This window comes from Actinomadura sp. WAC 06369 (genome assembly GCF_003947565.1).
GTDB classification, from domain to species: Bacteria; Actinomycetota; Actinomycetes; order Streptosporangiales; family Streptosporangiaceae; genus Spirillospora; species Spirillospora rifamycini.
The window spans coordinates 12,420-33,906 of sequence record NZ_QHJN01000038.1 but is presented as its reverse complement, the minus strand read 5'-3'; the positions used below and the strand labels follow the sequence as shown (position 1 = coordinate 33,906).

At 74.8% G+C, this 21,487-nt stretch carries 22 protein-coding genes; 10 read left to right on the top strand and 12 right to left on the bottom strand.

Annotated features, from left to right (window positions below):
- Position 1 precedes the first annotated feature (1 nt).
- The 3 genes from DMH08_RS13230 to DMH08_RS13220 form a co-directional block, all read right to left on the bottom strand.
- Entirely contained in the window at positions 2–1,804 is a 1,803-nt protein-coding gene (locus DMH08_RS13230; protein ID WP_125614141.1) for a thiamine pyrophosphate-requiring protein, read from the bottom strand.
- Positions 1,805–2,035: 231 nt separating this feature from the next.
- On the bottom strand, positions 2,036–2,965 hold the full coding sequence (locus DMH08_RS13225) for an alpha/beta hydrolase (RefSeq protein ID WP_125614138.1): 930 nt from the start codon (positions 2,963–2,965) through the stop codon (positions 2,036–2,038).
- A 14-nt stretch (positions 2,966–2,979) separates the two neighbouring features.
- Complete coding sequence (locus tag DMH08_RS13220) at positions 2,980–3,744, bottom strand: glucose 1-dehydrogenase (RefSeq protein ID WP_026404537.1); 765 nt, start codon at positions 3,742–3,744, stop codon at positions 2,980–2,982.
- 44 nt (positions 3,745–3,788) lie between these two features.
- Between DMH08_RS13220 and DMH08_RS13215 the strand changes: the two genes are divergently transcribed.
- Positions 3,789–4,385, top strand: coding sequence for a helix-turn-helix transcriptional regulator (locus DMH08_RS13215; RefSeq protein ID WP_026404536.1), 597 nt, complete (start codon positions 3,789–3,791; stop codon positions 4,383–4,385).
- On the opposite strand, the gene DMH08_RS13210 is transcribed toward DMH08_RS13215, so the two are convergent.
- Positions 4,386–5,927: a FadD3 family acyl-CoA ligase gene (locus DMH08_RS13210; protein ID WP_125614135.1), complete on the bottom strand. Its 1,542-nt coding sequence runs from the start codon at positions 5,925–5,927 to the stop codon at positions 4,386–4,388.
- 104 nt (positions 5,928–6,031) lie between these two features.
- Between DMH08_RS13210 and DMH08_RS13205 the strand changes: the two genes are divergently transcribed.
- On the top strand, positions 6,032–6,526 hold the full coding sequence (locus DMH08_RS13205) for a flavin reductase family protein (RefSeq protein ID WP_125614132.1): 495 nt from the start codon (positions 6,032–6,034) through the stop codon (positions 6,524–6,526).
- 9 nt (positions 6,527–6,535) lie between these two features.
- On the opposite strand, the gene DMH08_RS13200 is transcribed toward DMH08_RS13205, so the two are convergent.
- Positions 6,536–7,102 (bottom strand): PadR family transcriptional regulator, encoded by a 567-nt coding sequence (locus tag DMH08_RS13200; RefSeq protein ID WP_026404533.1) that lies wholly within the window; start codon positions 7,100–7,102, stop codon positions 6,536–6,538.
- A gap of 99 nt (positions 7,103–7,201) precedes the next feature.
- Between DMH08_RS13200 and DMH08_RS13195 the strand changes: the two genes are divergently transcribed.
- Together DMH08_RS13195 and DMH08_RS13190 are read left to right on the top strand one after the other, a co-directional pair.
- Positions 7,202–8,323 (top strand): LLM class flavin-dependent oxidoreductase, encoded by a 1,122-nt coding sequence (locus DMH08_RS13195; protein WP_125614129.1) that lies wholly within the window; start codon positions 7,202–7,204, stop codon positions 8,321–8,323.
- Entirely contained in the window at positions 8,320–9,051 is a 732-nt protein-coding gene (locus DMH08_RS13190) for a glucose 1-dehydrogenase (RefSeq protein ID WP_026404531.1), read from the top strand. The genes DMH08_RS13195 and DMH08_RS13190 overlap by 4 nt, the downstream gene beginning before the upstream one ends.
- A gap of 130 nt (positions 9,052–9,181) precedes the next feature.
- On the opposite strand, the gene DMH08_RS13185 is transcribed toward DMH08_RS13190, so the two are convergent.
- Together DMH08_RS13185 and DMH08_RS13180 are read right to left on the bottom strand one after the other, a co-directional pair.
- Positions 9,182–10,102, bottom strand: coding sequence for a tyrosine-protein phosphatase (locus tag DMH08_RS13185; RefSeq protein ID WP_125614126.1), 921 nt, complete (start codon positions 10,100–10,102; stop codon positions 9,182–9,184).
- Between the two features lie 67 nt (positions 10,103–10,169).
- A complete protein-coding gene (locus tag DMH08_RS13180; protein ID WP_125614123.1) occupies positions 10,170–11,000 on the bottom strand; it encodes an IclR family transcriptional regulator in 831 nt (276 codons plus the stop codon).
- Positions 11,001–11,139: 139 nt separating this feature from the next.
- On the opposite strand from DMH08_RS13180, the gene DMH08_RS13175 reads away from it, so the two are divergent.
- From DMH08_RS13175 to DMH08_RS13160, 5 genes are all read left to right on the top strand, one after another.
- Positions 11,140–11,295 (top strand): hypothetical protein, encoded by a 156-nt coding sequence (locus tag DMH08_RS13175; RefSeq protein WP_199747770.1) that lies wholly within the window; start codon positions 11,140–11,142, stop codon positions 11,293–11,295.
- The gene (locus DMH08_RS13170; RefSeq protein WP_125614120.1) at positions 11,292–11,801 is read left to right on the top strand and encodes a flavin reductase family protein; all 510 of its coding nucleotides are present in this window, start codon (positions 11,292–11,294) and stop codon (positions 11,799–11,801) included. The genes DMH08_RS13175 and DMH08_RS13170 overlap by 4 nt, the downstream gene beginning before the upstream one ends.
- A gap of 97 nt (positions 11,802–11,898) precedes the next feature.
- The gene (locus DMH08_RS40970; protein WP_199747769.1) at positions 11,899–12,144 is read left to right on the top strand and encodes a hypothetical protein; all 246 of its coding nucleotides are present in this window, start codon (positions 11,899–11,901) and stop codon (positions 12,142–12,144) included.
- Between the two features lie 64 nt (positions 12,145–12,208).
- A complete protein-coding gene (locus tag DMH08_RS13165; protein WP_125614118.1) occupies positions 12,209–13,360 on the top strand; it encodes a Rieske 2Fe-2S domain-containing protein in 1,152 nt (383 codons plus the stop codon).
- A 124-nt stretch (positions 13,361–13,484) separates the two neighbouring features.
- Positions 13,485–15,005: a bis-aminopropyl spermidine synthase family protein gene (locus tag DMH08_RS13160; protein ID WP_233617563.1), complete on the top strand. Its 1,521-nt coding sequence runs from the start codon at positions 13,485–13,487 to the stop codon at positions 15,003–15,005.
- Here DMH08_RS13160 and DMH08_RS13155 read toward each other — a convergent pair.
- From DMH08_RS13155 to DMH08_RS13145, 3 genes are all read right to left on the bottom strand, one after another.
- Positions 15,002–16,705: an ABC transporter ATP-binding protein gene (locus DMH08_RS13155; protein ID WP_026404527.1), complete on the bottom strand. Its 1,704-nt coding sequence runs from the start codon at positions 16,703–16,705 to the stop codon at positions 15,002–15,004. The two genes, DMH08_RS13160 and DMH08_RS13155, sit on opposite strands and share 4 nt — an antisense overlap.
- Positions 16,702–18,369, bottom strand: a complete 1,668-nt coding sequence (locus DMH08_RS13150; RefSeq protein ID WP_233617562.1) for an MFS transporter — start codon at positions 18,367–18,369, stop codon at positions 16,702–16,704. The genes DMH08_RS13155 and DMH08_RS13150 overlap by 4 nt, the downstream gene beginning before the upstream one ends.
- A 155-nt stretch (positions 18,370–18,524) precedes the next feature.
- Positions 18,525–19,967, bottom strand: coding sequence for an MFS transporter (locus tag DMH08_RS13145; RefSeq protein ID WP_125614115.1), 1,443 nt, complete (start codon positions 19,965–19,967; stop codon positions 18,525–18,527).
- A 61-nt stretch (positions 19,968–20,028) separates the two neighbouring features.
- Here DMH08_RS13145 and DMH08_RS13140 point away from each other — a divergent pair, with 61 nt between their 5' ends.
- Positions 20,029–20,598 (top strand): TetR/AcrR family transcriptional regulator, encoded by a 570-nt coding sequence (locus DMH08_RS13140; protein WP_026404710.1) that lies wholly within the window; start codon positions 20,029–20,031, stop codon positions 20,596–20,598.
- An 87-nt stretch (positions 20,599–20,685) separates the two neighbouring features.
- Here DMH08_RS13140 and DMH08_RS13135 read toward each other — a convergent pair whose 3' ends face one another.
- Together DMH08_RS13135 and DMH08_RS13130 are read right to left on the bottom strand one after the other, a co-directional pair.
- The gene (locus DMH08_RS13135) at positions 20,686–21,282 is read right to left on the bottom strand and encodes an anthranilate synthase component II (protein WP_125614112.1); all 597 of its coding nucleotides are present in this window, start codon (positions 21,280–21,282) and stop codon (positions 20,686–20,688) included.
- Positions 21,279–21,476 carry a hypothetical protein gene (locus DMH08_RS13130; RefSeq protein ID WP_034520294.1) on the bottom strand — a complete coding sequence of 66 codons (198 nt, stop codon included), beginning with the start codon at positions 21,474–21,476 and terminating at the stop codon, positions 21,279–21,281. The genes DMH08_RS13135 and DMH08_RS13130 overlap by 4 nt, the downstream gene beginning before the upstream one ends.
- Between the last annotated feature and the right edge of the window lie 11 nt (positions 21,477–21,487).

Sequence of the window (21,487 nt, the reverse complement as noted above, 5' to 3'; positions counted from 1 at the left end):
CTCAGTCGTGCCTGCGTCCGGGCAGGTTCTCGTACATGCCGGTGAGCTTCTGCCGGAGTCCGCGGGCGGCGATGCCGGCCTTCTGCGGGTCCCTGGCGCCGGCCTTGACGGTCTTCTTGGCCTGCTCCTTCGGGACGTGCGGCGGGATCGGCGCGATCTGGTCGTCCACGACGAACTCCAGGACGACCGGCCGGTCACTGGACAGCGCCTCCTGCCACGCGCTCTTCACCTTCTTCGGCGAATCGCAGTAGATGCCCTTCAGGCCGCACAGTTCCGCGTACTTCGCGTACGGGAAGTCCGGGATGGACTGCGAGCCCTCGTACTTCGGGTCGCCGCCCATGGCCCGCTGCTCCCAGGTGACCTGGTTGAGGTCGCGGTTGTTGAAGACGCAGAAGACCAGCGGCGAGCCGCCCATCCGGTCGGCGTACCGCTTCACCGTGAGCATCTCGTTCATGCCGTTCATCTGGAACGCGCCGTCCCCCACGAACGCGATGACCGGGCGGTCGGGGAAGGCGAACCGCGCGGCGATCGCGTACGGGACGCCCGGCCCCATCGTCGCGAGCGTCCCCGACAGCGACGCCTTCATGCCCTCGCGAATCCTGAGGTGCCGCGCCCACCAGTTCGTGCCCGAACCGGAGTCGGCGGTGAGGACGGAGCCGTCCGGCAGCAGCGGCGACAGCTCGTGCGCGACCGCCTGCGGGTTGATCTTGCCGTCGAAGCTCTGCCGGGCCCGCTTGTCCAGCACGGCGTCCCAGGCGCGGACGTTCTTCTCGATCTCCTTGCGCCAGGAGCGGTCCTTCTTGCGCCGCAGCAGCGGGATCAGCTCGCGGAGGGTCTCCTTGGCGTCGCCGACGACGTGCGCGTCCATCGGGTACCGGATGCCGATCATGCGTCCGTCGATGTCGATCTCGACGCCGCGGCAGCTGCCCTCGTCCGGCAGCCACTCCGCGTACGGGAAGCTGCTGCCGATCATGAAGAGGGTGTCGCAGCCCGCCATCATCTCGTCGCTGGCCTTCGAGCCGAGCAGCCCGATCGGGCCGGTGACGAACGGCAGGTCGTCCGGCAGGACCTCGCGGCCGAGCAGCGCCTTGGCGACCCCGGCGCCGAGCAGTTCGGCGACCTCGACGACCTCCTCGCGGGCGCCGGCCGCGCCCTGCCCGATGAGGATCGCGACCTTCTCGCCCTCGTTGAGGACGTCGGCGGCCTTGCGCAGCTCTTCGGGGTTCGGCAGCACGCGCGGGCGGCTCCACCCCACGCTGGAGAACACCGCGCCGTGCTCCTTCGGCGGCGACGGCATCGCGTCCGCCTCCTGGACGTCCTCCGGAACGATGATCGTCGCGACGCCCCGGGCGGTCAGCGCCGTCTTGAACGCCCGGTCGATCACGTGCCGCATCTGCCCCGGGTGCATGACCACCTGGCAGTACTCCGAGACGTCGGAGAACAGGTCCTCCAGGTTGACTTCCTGCTGGTAGTGGGTGCCCTGCGCGAGCCGCTTCTGCTGCCCGACGATCGCGACGACCGGCTGGTGGTCCAGCTTCGCGTCGTACAAACCGTTCAGCAGGTGGATCGCCCCCGGACCGGACGTCGCGACGCAGCAGCCCACCTCGCCGGTGAACTTCGCGTGGCCGCACGCCATGAACGCCGCCATCTCCTCGTGGCGCGTCTGGACGAACTCCGGCCTGCCCTCGGCGCGGTCGAACGCGCCCAGCATGCCGTTGATGCCGTCCCCCGGATATCCGTAGACCCGCTCGACGCCCCACTCGGTCAGGCGCTGGAGGACATAGTCGGCTACCTGCTGGGCCATGTCTCGTACTCTCCCGATCGTCGTCGGTGGCTCGGCACCCGTCTCCACCTCCCGAGTCCCCGGGGAGCCCGCACCCAAACAACGCGGCCGAACCCCCGCGACGGTCGTTTCGCGGCGTCCACCGGAGGCACGCAGGGCGCGTCGCCGACGGGAGGCGCCGCCGATGCCCCGGGGGAGGACGCCGTACCGGCCGGAAGCGTGCCGATCGGAACCGTGTGCACGGGGCCCGTCTCAGGTGAGGGCGTCCAGCAGCGCCTCGGCCGACAGCCTGCGGGCCTCCCGGGCCGCCGGGAGGACGTGGTCGAGCCCGTAGAACCCGTGGAACGCGCCGTCGAACCGGCGCGCGCGCACGGCGACGCCCGCGTCCACCAGGCGCGCGGCATACGCCTCGCCCTCGTCGCGCAGCGGGTCGCACTCGCCCGTGATGACGCAGGCCGGGGGCAGCCCCGCCAGGTCGGGCGCGCGCAGCGGCGACGCGCGCGGGTCCGCGCCGCGCGCCGGGTCCGGCAGGTACCGCTCCCAGTACCAGCGCATGTGGTCGGCGGTGAGGAACGGCCCGGCGGCGAACTCGCGGTAGGACGGGCTGTCCCGCGCGGCGTCGGTGACCGGGTAGACGAGCAGCTGGAACCGGATCGGCGGGCCGCCGGAGTCGCGGGCGTCCAGGCACGCCACCGCGGCGAGGTTGCCGCCCGCGCTGTCCCCGGCGACCGCGAGCCGGCCGGGGTCGCCGCCGAGCGCGGCGGCGTTCGCGTGCGCCCACGCGACGGCCGCGCCGGCGTCCTCGACCGCCGCCGGGAACGGGTGCTCGGGCGCCAGCCGGTAGTCCACCGACACGACGATCATCCCGGTGTCGGCGGCGAGCGCCCGGCACGTCCGGTCGTGGGAGTCCAGACCGCACAGGACGAACCCGCCGCCGTGGAAGAACACGACGACCGGGACGGGCGCGGGGGAGTCCGGCCGGTAGATCCGCACCGGGACGGGGAGGGGCGCGTCGATGACGCGGTCCTCGACGGCGGCGGCCGGGATCGGGTCGAGGTCGGGCCGGGGCGCGGCGGCCAGGATCCGCCGCGCCTCCGCCGCGTCCGACACCTCGGTCCCGATGCGGGGGAAGGTCGCGGTCATCGCGTCGGCGATCTTCGCCGCCAGGGGGTCGAGAGGCATGCCGGGGGTCCTCCTCAGCCGGCCGCCGCCTGCGCCATCATGACGACCTCGCCCGCGGTCCAGCCGCCGTCCACGGCCAGCTCGGCGCCGGTCACGTAGCGGGCCGCATCGGAGATCAGGAACGATACCGCCTCGCCGATCTCCTCCGGAAGCCCGACCCGGCCGAGCGCGGCCAGCGGGAAGCCGCCCTCGCCCTCGGTGGCGTGCTCGGAGGTCATCGGCGTGTACGTCATGCCGGGGTGCACCGAGTTGACCCGGATCCGGTGCATCCCCAGCTCCGTCGCGGCGATCTTGGTGAGGCCGCGCACGCCCCACTTGGCCGCCCCGTACGCGCTGGTCAGCGGCAGCGCGGTGAGCCCCGCGGCGGACGAGATGTTCACGATGGACCCGCCGCCGACCGCCTTCATCGGCTCCAGCACGGCCTTCATGCCGAGGAACACCCCGGTCAGGTTGATCCGCAGGACCTTCTCGAAGTATTCGAGCGTCTCGTTCTCCAGCAGCGCGTTGGACGAGACGCCCGCGTTGTTGACGAGCCCGTCGATGCGCCCGTACTCCTCCAGCGCCGCCGCGGTGACGGCCGCCCAGCCGTCCCGGTCGGCCACGTCGTGCCGGACGAACAGGCCGCCGACCTCGGACGCGGTCTCGGCGCCCGGTTCCTCGAGCAGGTCCGTGACGACGATCTTCGCGCCGTCCCGGGCCATCCGCCGCGCCGCCGCGGCGCCGAGGCCGCGGGCGCCGCCCGTCACGATGACCACCTTGTCCTGCGGTTCTGCCGACATCGCCGTCTCCTTGATCATGTTCGGTCGGGACTACGCTGAGGCGCATGGTGAACCCCCCGCCCCGGTCGCGCGCCGAGCCCGCGACGCTCCCCGCCACCGCGTGGGCCGTCCTCGGCATGCTGTCCTTCGGCGAGGAGCTGACCGGGTACGAGATCCGCAAGTGGGCCGAGCACATCCTGCGGTTCTTCTACTGGTCTCCCGCGATGAGCCAGATCTACGCCGAGCTCAAACGCCTGGAGAAGGCCGGGTACGCGACGTCCCGGACGGACGTCGCCGACGACGGCCGCCCCCGCCGCGTGTACGCGATCACCCCGGAGGGGCGGGACGCGCTCGCCGGGTGGGCGTCCGACGCGCCCGTCGGCCCGCCCGTGCTCAAGCACGGCCCCGCCCTGCGCGTGTGGCTCGGCCACCTCGCCGGGCCCGAGCGGCTGCGGCAGGTCGTGACCGAGCAGCGGGACCGGGCGCAGCGGCTGGTCGAGGAGGCGGAGTACTCCCGCCGGGTCGCCGCGACCGGCACGGGCTGGACGCACGCCGAGCTGGTGGCGCGCTGGGCCGTCCGCTACCACGAGGCCGAACGGGACCTGGCCGAGCGGATGCTGGCCGACCTGGACGAACTCGCCGCGCGCCGCGCGCCCGGATGATCACGCGCGCCTCCGCAGCGCGTCCTTGACGACCTTCCCGCCCGCGTTGCGGGGCAGCGCGTCCACGACGTGGAAGTGCCGGGGGACCTTGAAGTTCGCCAGCCGCTCCCGCAGCCACGCCGTGAGCTCCTCCGGCCCGACCTCCGCGCGGGTGACGAGCCACGCCGCGCCGACCTCGCCGAGCCGCGCGTCCGGGACGCCCAGCACCGCGGCCTCGACGACCGCCGGGTGCGTCACGAGCACGCTCTCGATCTCGGCCGGGTAGGCGTTGAACCCGCCGACGACGAACATGTCCTTGAGCCGCCCGGTGACGGTGAGGTAGCCGCGGGCGTCCAGCCGTCCGAGGTCGCCGGTGCGCAGCCGGCCGTCCGCGTCGATGGCCCGCGCCGTGGCCTCCGGGTCGTCCAGGTAGCCGCGCATGACGTGCCGCCCGCGCACCCGGATCTCGCCCTGCTCGCCGGGCGGCAGGGCCCGGCCGTCCGGGGCGGCGATCCGGATCTCGGTGCCGGGCAGCGCGGGCCCGCTGGTGCGCGCGACCGTCTCGGCGTCGGCGTCCACCGGGCACACCGACACCACCCCGGCGGCCTCGCTCAGCCCGTACGCGGTGAAGACGTGCGGGACGCCCAGCTCGCCGCGGATGCGGCGGATCAGGTCGACGGGGATGTCGGCGGCGCCGGTGCCCGCCAGCCGCACCCGGTGGGCGGGACGGTCGGGCAGCTCCAGCAGCGAGGTGAAGATCGTCGGCGGTCCGAGGAGCACGCTGACCCGGTCGGCGGCCAGCCGCTCCGCCACGGCCGCGGCGTCGAACACCGCCTCGGGCAGCATCGTCGCGCCGTTCAGCAGGCACGCCAGGATGCCCGCCTTGTAGCCGAACGTGTGGAAGAACGGGTTGATCAGCAGGTACCGGTCGCCCGCGCGGAGCGTGGAGACCTCGCTCCACGCCCGGAACGCCCAGAGCGTCGCGTCGTGCGTCGACATCGCGCCCTTGGGGCGTCCGGTGGTGCCGGAGGTGAAGACGATGTCGGCGATGTCGTCCGGCCGGACGCCCGCCGCCCGGTCGCGGGCCGCGTCCGCGCCGACCGCCGCGGCGCCGGCGAGGAAGCCCGCCCAGCCGAGTTCGCCGCCCGCGGGCTCTCCCTCCAGCAGGACGGTCCGCCGCAGCTCGGGCAGGTCCTCGCCCGCCAGCATCGCCGGGTAGTCGTTGCCCAGGAACCCCCGGACGGTGAACAGCGCGCTCGCCCGGCTCCGCCGCAGGACGTCGGCGGCCTCGGCGCCCCGGTACCGCGTGTTCAGCGGCACGAGGACGGCGCCCGCGCTCACCAGCCCCAGCGCCGCGACGATCCAGCCGGCGCCGTTGGGCGCCCAGATCGCCGCCCGGTCGCCGGGCCGCACGCCGGCCGCGATCGCCGCGCGCGCCGCGGTCTCGACCTCGTCCCGCAGCCGGGCGAAGGTCCAGCGCACCTCGCCGGCGGCGACGGCCTCGCGCCGGCCGTGGACGCGCGCCGCGTGCTCGACCAGCGCGGGGATCGTCTCTGCGGTCATGGGTGCACTCCTTCGGGCCGGGTCGCCTTGACATGGAACCACACCAATGCTTCTAATCGGAATGTTCCTAATAGAAATATGTCGGTTCGAGACCTGGAGGCGTCATGACGGTGCGCACCGCAACGGCGGGGGAGATCGACGGGGAGCGGATGCGGCGGGTGCTCGGCGCGTTCTGCACCGGCGTCGTCGCGGTCACGGCCGTGGAGGGCGGCGAGCCGGTCGGGATGGCGTGCCAGTCGTTCGCGTCGCTGTCGCTGGACCCGCCGCTCGTGTGCTTCTGCCCGTCCGGCGCGTCGACGACGTGGCCCCGGATCCGCGCCGCCGGGCGGTTCGCGGTGAACGTGCTGGCCGCCGACCAGGGCGACCTGTGCCGGGCGATGGCCGGCCGCGACAAGTTCGCCGGGGTGCCCTGGACGCCCGGCCCGGGCGGCTCGCCCCTGCTGGACGGCGCCCTCGCCTGGATCGAGGCCGACGTCGAGCGCGAGCTGCCCGGCGGCGACCACACGATCGTCGTCGGGCGGGTGCGGCACCTCGCGTCCGTCCGGGAGGCCGGGCCGCTGCTGTTCTTCCGGGGCGGGTTCGGCGCCCTGGCGGCGTGACCGGGGGCGTCAGTCCTCGCGGGCGGCCAGCTCGTCGAGGTCGGCGAGCATCTGCCGGGTCAGCTCCTGCTCGGCCTCGTAGTGACGGGCCGACCAGCGCAGCACCAGCTCGGGGTAGGCCCACTCGGCGACCTCGGCGGCGCCCTCGGCGTCGGCCTCCGCCCGCCGGCGCATCGTGGCGGCGTAGGCGCCGTGCTCCTCCAGCACCTCGCGGAGCCGCTCGGGCGTCATGAGGTGGCCGAGCCAGGCGCGCAGCATCACGCCGTGCTTGAGGACGGGCGGTTCGACGGGCGCCTCGCGGGCCCAGCGGGTGACGGCGTCCAGCCCGTCCGGCGTGATCGCGTAGACGCGCTTGCCGCGGGTGCTCTCGGTCAGCTCGACCCGGGACGTCGCGTAGCCGACCTTCTCCAGCCGCTTGAGCTCGCCGTAGATCTGGCTGAACGACGGGCTCCAGTAGAAGAACTTCAGGCTCCAGTCGGCCCACTTCTTCAGGTCGTAGCCCGACAGCTCCTCCCCGAACGAGAGCAGCCCGAGGACGGCCCAGCTGGTCGGCGGCAGGTGCGGGTGGTCGGTCACCCGGCCAGCGTAGCGCTCCCCGCCTACCGGACCGTGGTGTAGCACCGCCCCGATATATCTGTAAGAAGTATTCCTATTCGAAATACTGGAGGTACCCCCATGGAGTTCTCGATGATCTTCGAGGCCCAGCTCGCGAAGCCCACCCCCGAACGCGAGCGCCGCGTGCTGCTCGACTGCGTCGAGCAGGCCGTCTACGGCGAGGAGATGGGCTTCGACCGCGTCTGGGCCGTCGAGCACCACGGGCTGGAGCGGTACGCGCACATGACGGCGTCCGAGATCTTCCTGTCGTGGGTCGCGGCGAAGACGTCCCGCATCCGCATCGGGCACGGCGTCGTCTGCATGCCGTTCCGGTACAACCACCCGGTGCGGGTCGCCGAACGGGTCGGCATGCTGGACGCCCTGTCGGGCGGGCGCCTCGACGTCGGCGGCGGCCGCGGCTCCACCCGCATGGAGATGGGCATGTACGGGGTCGACCCGTCCGACACCTACCCGCAGATGGAGGAGTCGCTGCGGTTCCTCGCGAACGCGTGGCGCAAGGACGAGGTCGACTGGCACACCGACCTGCTCGACGTCGGCCCCGCCAAGATCATGCCGCGCCCCGTCCAGACGCCGCACCCGCCGCTCTACATGGCGTGCAGCAAGCGCGACACCGTCGGGCTCGCCGCCGAACTCGGCGTCGGCGCGCTCGTCATGGGCTTCGCCGGGCCCGAGGAGGTCAAGGAGATGTACGACCTCTACCACGCCACGATCCGCACCCGAAGCGCCGACCGGCTCGTCGGCCCCGACACCAACGACAAGTTCGTCGCCCTCTGCCCCACGATCGTCCTGGACGACCCCGAGCGCGCCCTGCGCATCGGCGCCCGCGGGCAGCGGTTCTTCGCCGAGGCCATCGCGCACTGGTACGGCAACGGCCCCGCCCCCGCCGAGGACACCGAGGACGACGACAACATCGCCGCCCTCGCCCGCGACAAGGAGGCGCTCGTCGCCAAGCTCAACGAGGCGAACATCCCGGCCCGCCCGCAGGACACCGGCGCGTTCAACGCCGAGCACGCCTACGGCACCGCCGGCGACGCCATCGAGTACGTGGAGCGGCTCGCCGCGATCGGCGTCGACGAGATCATGTGCCTCGTCCAGATGGGCACCGTCCCCCAGGACGTGGCCATGGAGACCATCCGGCAGTGGGGCGAGACCGTCATCCCGCACTTCCGGACCAGGGCATGAGCACCCTGGACGGCAAGGTCGCGATCATCACCGGCGCGGCCCGCGGGCAGGGCGCCGCCGAGGCCCGGCTGCTCGCCGCGGCCGGCGCGCGGGTCGTCCTCACCGACGTCCTCGACGGGACGGACGTCGCCGCGTCCATCGGCGCCGCGGCGGCGTTCGTCCGGCACGACGTGACCTCGGCCGGCGACTGGGCGCGCGCCGTCGGCACGGCCCGGGAGCGGTTCGGGCGCGTGGACGTCCTCGTCAACAACGCGGGCCTGTGGCGGACCGCGCCCGTCGAGGAGGAGACCCGCGCGCGGTTCGAGCTGATGCTCCAGGTCAACCTCGTCGGCCCGTTCCTCGGCGTGCAGGCCGTCGCGCCCGCGATGCGCGCGGCCGGCGGCGGGTCGATCGTGAACGTGTCGTCCACCGCCGGGCTGCGCGGCATCCGCGGCCACGCGGCCTACGGGGCGAGCAAGTTCGGCCTGCGCGGCCTCACCCGCTCGGCGGCGCTCGACCTGGCCGCCGACGGCATCCGCGTCAACTCGGTCCACCCCGGCGTGGTCGACACCCCGATGATCGCGGAGCTCGGCGTCGAGCGCGGCGCCGGGAAGGCCCCGCGCGTCCCGCTGGGCCGCGCGGGCGTCCCCGAGGACGTCGCGGGCCTCGTCCTCTTCCTGGCCTCCGACGCGTCGTCCTACATCACCGGCACCGAGCTGGCGGTCGACGGCGGCCTGACGACGAACTGACCCCGCGCGCGAAAGGCCGCCGGGCTCCCGAACCGGCGGCCCGTCCGCGTGCCGCGCGGCGGTTCGCGGGCGGGCGTGCGAAAGGCCGCCGGGGGGTGCGGAGTCCGGCGGCCTGTTCGCTCGGGGCGGGTCAGTGGCGGGTCAGGAGGTGGTGGCGGAGCTTCGCGCGGGTGCGGCCGTCGATGCCGAGGCCCTTGCGCAGGTAGCGCTCCACGGAGCCGTACTCGCGCCGGACCTCGTCCAGTGCCGCTTCCAGGTACTCGGGACGCACGTCCTGGATCGGCTTCAGCAGTTCGGCGTTCTGCATGTACCCGGCGGCCTTCAGGCGCGCGCGCACGGCCGCGTCCGCCTCGGCCCGGTACTGGTTGGACAGCAGGTAGTCGTGCATCGCCGTCCGGTGCGGGACGCCGACGGCCCGCAGCAGCAGGTAGCTCATCCAGCCCGTACGGTCCTTGCCGCTGGTGCAGTGGAAGACCAGCGGCGTGTTCGCGCGGTCGGCCGTTTCGCGCAGGGTGCGGCCGAACGCCGCCGCCGACTCGGGATCGGTGACGAAGCTCCGGTACAGGGTCCGCATGATCGCGGCGCCCCGGCCGTCGCCGAGCACGGCCTCCTGCCGCGCCGGGTCCTTCGACCCGATCGCCGCGTTCACGGCGGCGAACATGCCGGTGTCGCCGATCGGGCGGGCGGTGGCGCGCAGGCCGTCCGGCAGCCGGTCGGGCCCGTCCGTCGAGACCTCGAGGGGCGTGCGGAAGTCGACGACGCGCTCGACGCCGAGGCCCCGGAGCTTCGCCAGGCCCGCGTCCGTGACGTGGTCGAGCGCGTCCGCCCGGTAGATCACGCCGGACCGGACGCGGGCGTGGAAGTACGTCTCGTACCCGCCGAGGTCGCGGAGGTTGATCGTGCCCTCGACGCCGACGAGGCGGGACCCGTGCCCGTGGCCGCCGTGCCGCTGGACGACCCCGGGCGGTGCGGCCGGCGCGGCGAGCGCGCTCGGGACGGTGAACAGCGGCGCGGCGAGCACCGCGGCGGCGAGGACGGGGGTTCTGCGCATGGGGGCTCCCGAAGGTCGTGACCGGGGAAAACGGCCTCAACGTAAGGAGCGTCACACGCGCCCGGCGTCACCCCTTCCCGATGACCGGGAAACCGGAATCGGCCGCCGGGGGCGCGTCCGCCCGGCGCCGCCCGGGCGCGAACAGCGCCCGCCACACCGCCCGCGACGTCGTCAGCAGCGGCGGGACGAGCCGCTGCGGGTCCATCTTCGCGGGCGGCCCGGAGATCGAGATCGCCGCGACCGGGGCGCCGCCGGCGTCCCGCAGCGGCGCGGCGATGCACGCGATGCCCCGGTAGCCCTCCTCCCGGTCGAACGCGACGCCGTGCTCGCGGATCCGCGCCAGCTCCCGGCGCAGCACCCGCTCGTCGGTGATCGTGTACGGGGTGCGGGCGGGGAGCCCGGCCGCGAGCGCCCCGGCGAGCCGGTCCGCGTCCGCGAACGCCAGGATCGCCTTGCCCGCGCCGGTGCAGTACGCCGGCTGGCGGCCGCCCAGCCGGGACGGGGCGCGCCCGCCCGCCGAGCCGCCGATCTTCTCCAGGTAGACGATCTCGTGGCCGTCCAGCACGGCCAGGTGCACCAGGACGCCGGTCGCCGCGTGCAGGGCGCGCAGGTGCGGCAGCGCCGTCTCGCGCAGCCGGTTCTGGTGCACCGCGAGCGCGCCCAGCTCGAGCAGGCCGAGGCCGAGCCGGTACCGGGAGCCGGTCCGCTCCAGCGCCCGGAGTTGGACGAGCTGGTCCATGATCCGGTGCACCGAGGAGCGGGGCAGCCCGGTGCGCCGGACGACGTCGCTCATCGACAGCTCCGGCGTGGTCGCGGTGAAGGCGTACAGGATGCGGGCCGCCCGGGCCAGCATCGAGGACTCCAGGGGCGGCGCGGTCGCCGCTGCGGGTGCCGGCATGGGGTCGTTCCTTTCTCCCCGTCCCGAGCGGCCTTCCCGGTGACCGGGAAGGCCGTATTTCTAATTGGAACACCTCGCCTAGCGTGCTCGCAAGCCGCCGAGTGATCCGCATCACCCGGCGCGGGAGCGAGGAGCGAGTATGAGCGAACAGGTTCTCGAGGCCGTCCGGGGCCTCGTGCCCGGCATCGCCGAGCGGGCGGCGGAGGCCGAGGCGGCGCGGCGCGTCCCCGAGGCGACCGTCAAGGAACCGGCGGACGCCGGGTTCGTCCGGCTGCTGCAGCCCGTGATGCTGTGACGGCGTCCGCCCGGGCCCCCGACGAGGCCGCGTTCCGGGACGCGCTGGAGCGGTTCGCGTCCGGGATCACCGTCGTCACCTCGATCGACGCCGCGGGACGCCCGGCGGGTTTCGCGTGCCGGTCGTTCGCGTCGCTGTCGCTGGACCCGCCGCTCGTCCTGTTCTGCGTCGCGCGGACGTCCACCGGCTGGCCGAAGACGGCCGCGACCGGACGGTTCGCGGTGAACGTCCTCGCCGCCGACCAGCGGGACGTGTGCCGGGCCTTCGCCGTGAGCGGCGGGGACGCGTTCGCGGGCCTCGCCTGGACCCGCTCGCCGCACGGCACCGCGCACCTGGACGGGGCCCTCGCCACCGTCGACTGCACCGTTGCCGACGTCCACGAGGCGGGCGACCATCTGATCGTGGTCGGCTCCGTCCGGGAACTGGACGCACGCGACGGCGGCGGCCCGCTGCTCCACTACCGCGGCGACTTCCACACCAGCGACCACGTCGCGGCCGACGCCTAGCCGAGGAAGCACATGGACACAGTGGACACGGACACACCGCACCCTGTACCTGGAGCAGACGGGGCAGCGCGACACCCCCGAGAACGCCCGCGCGTACATGGACGCGGCGGTGGGGGAGCGGGTGCCCGCCGCGCGCAAGGACGCCAAGCTCGGCCCCGAGTTCGCGCGGATGCGCCGCGCCGGGCGCCCCACCTACGGCCTGATGGACAAGGTGCGGGGCGCGCCGTCGGTCCCGACGCCGGACGGCCCGCCCAGCGCGGGCCTGTACGCCACCGGGAACTGCTCGGCCGCCGTGACCGGCGAGACCTACCCGGGCCGGGCGCCACGATCGGCCCCGCGATGACGTTCGGCTACGTCGCCGCCTGCATCGCCGCAGCACAGAACCCCGTCACACAGGGAGGAAAGGCATGAACCACCGCGTCATCGAGGCCGCGCCGCCGCCCGAGCGGTTCGCCCGGGGCTGGCACTGCCTGGGCCTGGCCGACTCGTTCAAGGACGGGAAGCCGCACGCCGTCGAGGCGTTCGGCACCACGCTCGTCGTCTTCCGGGGCGAGAGCGGCGGGCTGCACGTCCTCAACGGCTTCTGCCCCCACATGGGCGGGAACCTCACCCAGGGCACCGTCAAGGGCGACGCGATCGCGTGCCCGTTCCACGACTGGCGCTGGGGCGGGGACGGCCGCTGCGCCGGCATCCCGTACGCCAAGCGCGTCCCCCGCGCCGCCCGCACCGTTTCCTGGCCGACGCTGGAGGAGAACGGGCAGCTGTTCGTCTGGAACGACCCGCAGGGCGGCTCGCCGCCGCCAGAGGTGACGATCCCGCGCATCGAGGGCGCGTTCAGCGACGAGTGGAGCGACTGGACGTGGAACACGCTCCGCGTCGAGAACTCCCACTGCCGCGAGATCGTCGACAACGTCGTCGACATGGCGCACTTCTTCTACGTCCACTACGCGCTGCCGACGTACTTCAAGAACGTCTTCGAGGGGCACGTCGCGACCCAGTACTTCGACGGGACGTCCCGCGACGACGCGCACCTGGGGATCGTCCCCGGCCCCGCCGACCAGAAGATCGACCAGCGGTCGGAGGCGGCGTACTACGGGCCGTCCTACATGATCGACTACCTGTGGAACGAGGCCGAGGGCGTCACGGTCGAGACCGTCCTGATCAACTGCCACTACCCGATCACGTCCAACAGCTTCATGCTCCAGTGGGGCGCGATCGTCAAGAAGTTCCCCGGCATGTCCGACGAGGAGGCCGACGCGATGGCCGCGCAGGTCGCCGAGGGCGTCGGCCTCGGCTTCCTCCAGGACGTCGAGATCTGGAAGAACAAGGCCCCCGTCGACAACCCGCTGCTGTGCGAGCAGGACGGGCCCGTCTACCAGCTCCGCCGCTGGTACGAGCAGTTCTACGTGGACGTCGAGGACGTCACCCCCGAGATGACGAACCGGTTCGAGTTCGAGATCGACACGTCCCGCGCCGTCGAGACGTGGCGGCGCGAGGTCGACGAGAACGTCGCCAACGGCGTCTCGTTCTCGATGATCCCGGCGTCGCGGCGCACGTGAGCGCGCGGCCGGGAAGGCCGCCGTCGAGCCGACGAAGGCGTCCGGGCACCGGCACGGAGACCCTCGCCGACGGCGGCCTGCTCGGCGGACCCGGCTACTGACGGGCGGGCAATAAACTGCCCGGATGGACGAACCCGGGGCCCATGAGGTCGGCGAGGGCGGGGGCGGCGCGGCGCTGCCGGTCGTGGACGGCATGGAACCGGTGCGGGTCCACGCCGCGCTCGCCCTCCTCGCCGAGGGCTGGCGCACCCGCGCCGAACTCGTCCGCGCGACGGGCGCGCCGCGCCGCTCGATCGAGGCGCTGCTGCGCACCGTCCCGGTCGAGCGGTCCGGCGACCGCTACCGGCGCACGCCGCCCGCGCCCGTCCCGGCGCACGCCGCCCCGGCCGACCCCGTCGGGCACCTGCTGCCCGCGCACGCGCCGGTCGTCGAGCGCCTCGCCGACGCCATCGCCCGCGCGCCCCGCGCGCGGCGCGCCCTCGACCACGTGTCCGCCACCCCGGAGACCGTCGTCCGCCGGGCGCTGTTCCTCGGCGCCCGCTTCCGCCCGCCGGGCGCGCCCGCCCCCCGCCTGCTGTGCGTCGGCGACCACGACCTGACCTCGCTCGCCGTCGGCCTCGTCCACCCCGGCGTCCGGACGACCGTCGTCGACATCGACGACCGCGTCCTCGCCCACATCGACGCCGAGGCGGAGCGGCTCGGCCTCGACGTCCGCACCCGCTGGGCCGACCTGCGGCTCGGCCTGCCCCCGTCGGCCCGCGACCACGACCTCGCGATCACCGACCCGCCCTACACCCCGGACGGCGTCGGCCTGTTCGTCGCCCGCGCCGTCGAGGGCCTCGGCGACCTCGCGCGGGGCCGGGTCCTGCTCGCCTACGGCGCCGGCGACCTCACCCCCGCGCTCGCCCTCAAGGTGCAGCACGCCCTCGGCGACCTCAACCTCCTCTCCGAGGCGATCTACCCCGACTTCAACCGCTACTTCGGCGCCGAGGCGATCGGGTCGGCCGCCGACCTGTACGTCCTGCGCCCCACCGCGAAGACCCTGCCCGCCGCCGTCGCCCGCGCCGACCGGTTCGCCGCCGCCATCTACACGCACGGCCCGCAGTCCGTGGAGTCGGCGGCCGCGCGGGACCTCACGGCCGGGTCGGTCGCCGACCTCGGCCCCGACGTCCTCGTCGGCGCGTGGCCGAAGGACGTGCTGCCGAACGTCCCGCGCGTCCGGCTGGCGACGTGGCTCGCCAAGCCGTACGCCGCGACCGTCCGCCGCGCCGCGATCGCGCTGCCGCCCGGCCTCGAACCCGCGCTCGTCCGGGTCCTGCTCGCCACCCGCGCCGAACGCGTCCGCGTGTTCACCGCCGCCGACCCCGCCGAAGCCGCCGAGATCCTCGCGCCCGTGTACGAGCTGACCGCCCGCGGGACGCACGTGGACGCCGTCCGGCGCCCGCCGTCCGGCACGCCGGCCCGCACGCTCATGGACCGCGCGCACGGGAAGGTCGCCAACGCCTGGCGCGACGCGCTCATGCGCACCCATGGCCTCACCAAGCGCGAGGCGCGCGCCGAGGTCCCCGCCTGGGCGCACGACGTGACCGCCCTGGAACTCCCGGCGCACCGCCTCGCAACGCTCGCCCTCAAGTCGTCCGGCTAGGCGCCGCGCGACCCCGACCACGCCGCCCAGAGCGCGGCGTAGGCGCCGCCCGCCGCGCGGAGCTCGTCGTGCGTGCCGCTCTCCACGACGCGGCCGCCGTCCATCACCACCACCCGGTCGGCGGACGCGGCCTGCGTCAGCCGGTGCGCGACCACGAGCGCCGTGCGTCCCTCCACGGCCCGCTCCGCCGCCCGCTCCAGGACCTTCGCGCCCGCGCTGCCCGCCTCCGCCGTCGCCTCGTCCAGGACGGCCACGCGGGGGTCCGCGAGGACCAGCCGGGCCAGCGCGAGCTGCTGCGACCGCGCGCTCGTCAGCCGGTGCCCGCCCTCCCCGACGACGGTGCCGAGCCCGTCCGGCAGGGCGTCCGCCCACTCCAGGGCGCCGACCCGCGCGAGCGCGTCCCGCAGCCGCTCGTCCGGCGCGTCCGGGTCCGCGAGCCGCAGGTCCTCGGCGAGCGTCCCGGCGAACACGTGCACCTCCTGCGTCACCAGCGCGACGCCGTCCGCCCGGACCGTGCCGCCCGTCGGCGCGTGCACGCCCGCCACCAGCTTCGCCAGCGTCGTCTTCCCGGCGCCGCTCGCGCCCACCAGCGCGACCCGCTCCCCGGGCCGCACCCGCAGGTCGATCCCGTGCAGCACCGGACGCCCGGGCACGTACGCGTGCTCGACCGCCGCGGCCGTCACCGAGCCGTCGCCCGGCGCGGTCTCCGCCGGGGCGCCCGGCGCGGGCCGGTCGGCGACCCCGACGAGCCGCGCGAGCCCCGCCCCGGCCGCCTGCGCGTCGTCGATCAGGACGAGCACCGTGTTCATCGGCGCGAACAGGTTGTGGAAGTACAGCGCCGCCGCCGTCGCCGTCCCGATCGACGCGTGACCGCCGCCGACCAGCACGAACCCGGCGACGAGCACCGCCGCGAGGCCGGTGTACTCCGCCACGTGCAGCCGGCAGTAGAACCGCAGCACCAGGTGGATCGTGCGCATCGTCAGCTCGACCAGCGCCCGCGACTTCCGCGCGACGAGGCCCGTGTGCTCCTCCTCCAGCCGGAACGCCCGCACGGTCGCCGCGCCGCCGATGCCGTCCAGCAACTGCTGCTGCTGCGCCCCGTTCGCGACCCGCTGCTCCGCGTACAGCGGCACCGCGCGTCGCACGTACCAGCGCGCCGTGTACGCCTGCACCGGCGCCGCGCACAGCGCCGCGAGCAGGAACCGCCAGTCCAGCAGGGCGAGCGCCCCCAGCGTCAGGACGATCGCCAGCGACGACCGCACCAGCTCGGGCAGCGCCCGCCGCACCGCCTCGGCGACCAGCGACACGTCCCCGGTGACCCGCGCGACGAGGTCGCCCGAGCCCGCGCGCTCCAGTTCGTCCAGCGGAAGGTGCAGCGCCCGCTCGACGAACCGTTCCCGCAGCCTCGCCAGCACCGTCTCGCCGAGGCGCGAGACCAGCGACAGCCCCGCCGCCGTCGTGACGCCCTGGACGACCGCCACGGCGATCAGCCCGGCGACGATCCACGTGATGACGTCCGGGTCCCGCCGCTGCGCGACGGCGTCGACGATCCGCCCGACGAGCGGCGCGGTCAGCAGCCCGGTCGCCGTCGCCGCGGTCAGCACCCCGAACCCGGCGGCCGCCAGGCCCCGGTGCGGCCGGACCAGCTCGCCCAGCACCGCCCGCGTCCGGGCGCCGCTCGCGGTGGGAAGCAGCGTCACGACAGCACCGCCGTCCGGTAGTCCGCGCGCCCCGCCAGTTCGGCGTGGGTGCCGGTGGCCGCCACCCGCCCGTCCGCCAGCAGCACCACCCGGTCGGCGACGGCCAGCAGCGCCGGGCTCGCCGTCACCACGATCGTCGTCCGCCCGGTACGGATCGCCCGCAGCCCGTCGGCGATGCGCGCCTCGGTGACCGTGTCCACCGCCGTCGTCGGGTCGTGCAGCACCAGGACGTCCGCGTCCGCCGCGAGGGCGCGCGCCAGCGCCACCCGCTGCCGCTGCCCGCCCGACAGCGTCCGGCCCCGCTCCCCGAGGACGGTGCCCCGCAGGATCTCGTCGGCGCCCGCGGCCGCCATCGCCTTGCCCACGTCGATCCGCGCGACCGCCGCCACGTTGTCCTCCAGTCCGCCCGCGAACAGGTCGGCGTCGTGCGGCGCCACCAGGATCGACTCGCGCACCGCGCCCGGCGCCAGCGTCGCGAGCGGCACCCCGTCCAGCTCGACGGCGCCCGCGTCCGGGTCGGCCTCCCGGCCGAGGCAGCGCAGCAGGTTCCCCGCGTCGGCCGCGTCGGCCACGACGCCCAAGAGCTCGCCGGGCTCGGCCTCGAAGCTCACCCCGGCCAGCGATCCGCACGCGACGTCCCGCAGCCGCACCCGTCCGTCCACCGCGCCCGGGGGCTCCGCGGTCCCCGGCGGCACCGCCTCGGGCGCCGCGAGCACCTCCGCGATCCGCGCCGCCGACGCCCGTCCCTGCGCCAGCTCCGTGTTGACCCACGACAGCGTCGACAGCGGCCCCAGCAGCAGCAGCGCGAGCCCCACGGCGCTCACCAGCTCCCCGAGCCCGATGTCCCCGGCGGCGGCCAGCCGGCCGCCGACCAGCGCGACGATCGCGATGAAGATCCCCGTGAGCGCCAGAACCGTCCCGTTCTGCCACGCCTCGGCCCGCGCCGCCCGCAGCGTCGCCTCCAGCGACCGGGCGCTCGTGGCCCGGTACCGTTCCACGGCCGCGCGCTCCGCGCCGATGCCCTTCAGCACCCGCAGCCCGCCGACCAGGTCGGCCGCGACCGCCGACGCGTGCGCGCCCCGTTCCTGCTCCGCGCGGCTGCGCCGCTCCAGCGGCTTGCTGAGCAGATGCCCCGCCCACAGCAGCGGCGGCGCCCCGAGCAGCACCAGCAGCCCGAGCGGCACCGAGATCCCGAGGAGCACGACGGCGCTCACGACGAGCGCGACGACCGCGGCGATCCCGGCCATCAGCGCGACGTTGACCGCGCCGACCCGGCGGGCGTCCTCCGTCGCCGCCGGCGCCAGCAGCGCGGCGCACGCCCCCTGCGCCGCCCGCGCCCCGAACAGCATCGCCGGGCCCGTGGCCGCGCCGCCCACCGCCGACGCCGCCGCGAACCCGGCGAGCCCGATCACGAACGCCCGCCGGTGCCCGAGCACCCCGCTGATCCGTCCGCCGATCAGCAGCAGCCCCCCGAACGCCAGCGCGTACGCGGTGACCGCCCACTGCCGGTTCCCGTCCGACATCCCGAGCGCCGCCTGCGCCGACGGGAGCGCGATGTTCACGATCGTCCCGTCCAGGACCACCAGCAACTGCGCGGCGCTCACCACCCCGAGCGTCCACCACCGCCGCGCGGGCACCGCGCGTTCCCTCTCTTCGACATCCATGGATTCCATCGTCACGTTGAAGCGACCCCGGAAACTTCCATGGCTCGAAGGCACCACCGACCGGCCCGAATACCCCACCGACCCTCAACCCCCGGTGGAAGGGACGAGCGGGCGCGAAGGCCCGTCCGCGCGCCCGATCGCGGGTGTTCGTGGGGTCAGCGGGGCTCGTGGCGGAGGGCGCGGGCGGCGAGGGCGGCGGTCAGGAGGAGGGCGGCGGCGCTGACCGCGGCGGCCGCGGTGACGCCGTCGGTGTAGGCCGCGGCGGCCGTGTCCAGGAGTGCGGCGTCGTCGAGGACGGCGAAGGCGCCGGCGATCGTCTCGGTGGCGGCGCCGGGCGTGCCGGGGGGCGCGTGCTCCTCCATCCGGGCCGTGTACACGGTGGCCGTGGCGGCGCCGAGGACGGCGATGCCGAGCGCGGCGCCGAGTTCGGTGCCGGTCTCGGAGACGCCGGCGGCGGCTCCGGCGCGTTCGGGCGGGGCGGTGGAGAGGATCAGCGTGTTCGCGATGGTGCCGCAGACGCCGACGCCGAAGGCCAGGACGGTGTAGCCGCCGACGAACGCCCACACGGGGGTGCCCGGGTCGAGGAGCGCGATGCTCCCGAATCCGAGTGCGGCGAGGAGCATCCCGGCGGTGACGAGCGGGGCGGGACGGGCGCGGTCGGCGATCGTGCTCGCGAGGGCCGCGCCGGCGGCCGTCCCGGCGAGGGTCGGGAGGGCGTGCAGCGCGGCTTCGAGGGCGGTGAGCCCGTGGACGGTCTGCATGAACGTGAACGCCAGGGCGCCCATGCCCGCGGCGGCCCAGGACACCGCGGTGTTCGCGGTGACGGCGGCGCCGAAGGCGGGCGCCCGGAACAGGCCGAGGTCGAGGAGCGGGTGCGCGGCGCGGCGCTGGCGCAGGACGAACGCGGCCCCGAGGGCGAGGCCGGCCAGCGCCGCCGCGCCGGCGGCGGCGTCGGGGCCGTGGCCGGTGGCGCGCTTGAGCGCGACGACGAGGCCGAGGACGGCGGTGAGCGCGAGGACGGCGCCGGGCAGGTCGAACCCGGCGCCGTCGGGGTCGCGGGACTCCTCCAGGAGGAGCGGGGCGGCGGCCAGGAGGAGCAGCATCACGGGGACGTTGACGAGGAAGATCGAGCCCCACCAGAAGTGCTCGAGCAGCAGCCCGCCGACGATGGGGCCCGCGACGGAGCCGCCGGTGAACGCGACGGTCCAGGCGCCGACGGCCGCGCGGCGGCGGCGCTCGTCGGGGTACAGGGCGCGGAGGAGGGAGAGGGTGGAGGGGGCGAGGGTGGCGCCGCCGATGCCGAGGAGGGCCCGGGCCAGGACGAACGTCCAGGGTTCGGTGGCGAGGGCGAGGAGCGCGGACGCGGCGCCGAAGAGGGCGGAGCCGGCGAGGAGGAGCCGGCGGCGGCCGATGCGGTCGCCGAGGGAGCCCATGGTGATCAGCAGTCCGGCCATGACGAAGCCGTAGACGTCCATCATCCACAGCCATTCGGTGCCGGTCGGGGTGAGCGCGGCGGAGATGGCCGGGGCGGCGACGAACAGGATCGACAGGTCCATCGAGACGAGCAGTGCGGGCAGCAGGAGGACGGCGACGCGCATGGCGTGATCGTACGTACGTACAAATCACGGTGTCAAAACGTACGTACGTACAATGTTCGGCATGGGACAGCGTGAGGACTTGCTGGCGGGCGCGCGGATCTGCCTCGCCGAGAAGGGCTACAGCCGGACGACCGCGCGGGACATCGCGAGCGCGTCGGGCGCGCACCTGGCGTCGATCGGGTACCACTTCGGCTCGAAGGACCGGCTGATGGCCGTGGCGGTGCTCCAGGCCAGCGACGCGTGGGGCGACACGATCGAGGCGGCGGTGCGGGCGGCGGGCGAGGCGAGCCCGGCGGAGCGGCTGCGGACGTTCCTGGACGAGCTGTTCGCGGCGATCCCCCGGCAGCGGGACCTGCTGGTCGCGAGCACGCAGGCGTACACCGAGGCCCAGTTCAGCGAGGAGGTGCGGGCGCCGCTGCTGGAGGCCGTGGAGCGGGGCCGCCGGGAACTGGCGGCGATGGTGCTCGGGGTGGAGAGCGGCGAGGTGGACGACGCCACGGCGGTGGCGCTCGGGTCGCTCGTGCACGCGATGGTCGTCGGGTTCGCGCAGCAGGCGCTGCTGGCGCCGGAGTCGATGCCGTCCGCCGAGCGGGTGGCCGAGGCGGTGGCCGTCCTGGCGCGGGGGCGGTGACACGCGAAGAGGGCTTCCGCCACTCGGGGGCAATGGCGGAAGCCCTCGATATGGTCTTCGCCCCTGGACGTCCGAACGTTACGGATTTCAACCAGAATTTTCTGCGAGTCGGGAATGCCCTGGTCGGAGGGTGTCCAGCCAGTTCCGCAGCAGCGTCCGCCCGCCGACCGACAGCACCGACTCCGGGTGGAACTGGACGCCCTCGACGGGCGCCGCGCGGTGCCGGAGGCCCATGACGACGCCGTCCGGGGTGCGCGCGGTGATCTCCAGGACGTCCGGGACGGTCGCGGCCTCGACGGCGAGCGAGTGGTACCGGGTCGCGGGGAACGGGTTCGGCAGGCCCGCGAAGACGCCGCGGCCGTCGTGCCGGATCAGGCTCGTGTACCCGTGGACGACCTCGGGCGCCCGGGACACCGCGGCGCCGTACGCGTGCGCGATGACCTGGTGGCCGAGGCATACGCCGAGCACGGGCGCCCCCGACCGGACGAGCGCGGCGCAGACGCCCGCGTCCGCGGGGCGCCCGGGACCGGGGCTCAACAAGACGCCGTCCGCGCCGGCGGCGTCGCCGACGGCGACGTCCGCGCGGGACGCGACGCGGCAGTCGGCGCCCAGTTCCCGCAGGTACTGGACGATGTTGTAGACGAAGCTGTCGTGGTTGTCCACGACGAGGACCCGCGGGCTCACGGCAGCCCCGGCTCCCCGGAGGACGAGGGCGACGGCGTCCCGGTGACGACGCCGTGGTCGAACTGGACCTTCGGCTCCACCCACGGGAACACGACGTACCACAGCACCAGGACGAGCGCGAGGACGGCGGCGGCCGCGACCGCGAGCTTGGTGCGCCACGCGCCGGGCAGCCGGCGCCAGATCCACGCGTACACGGGAACCCCTC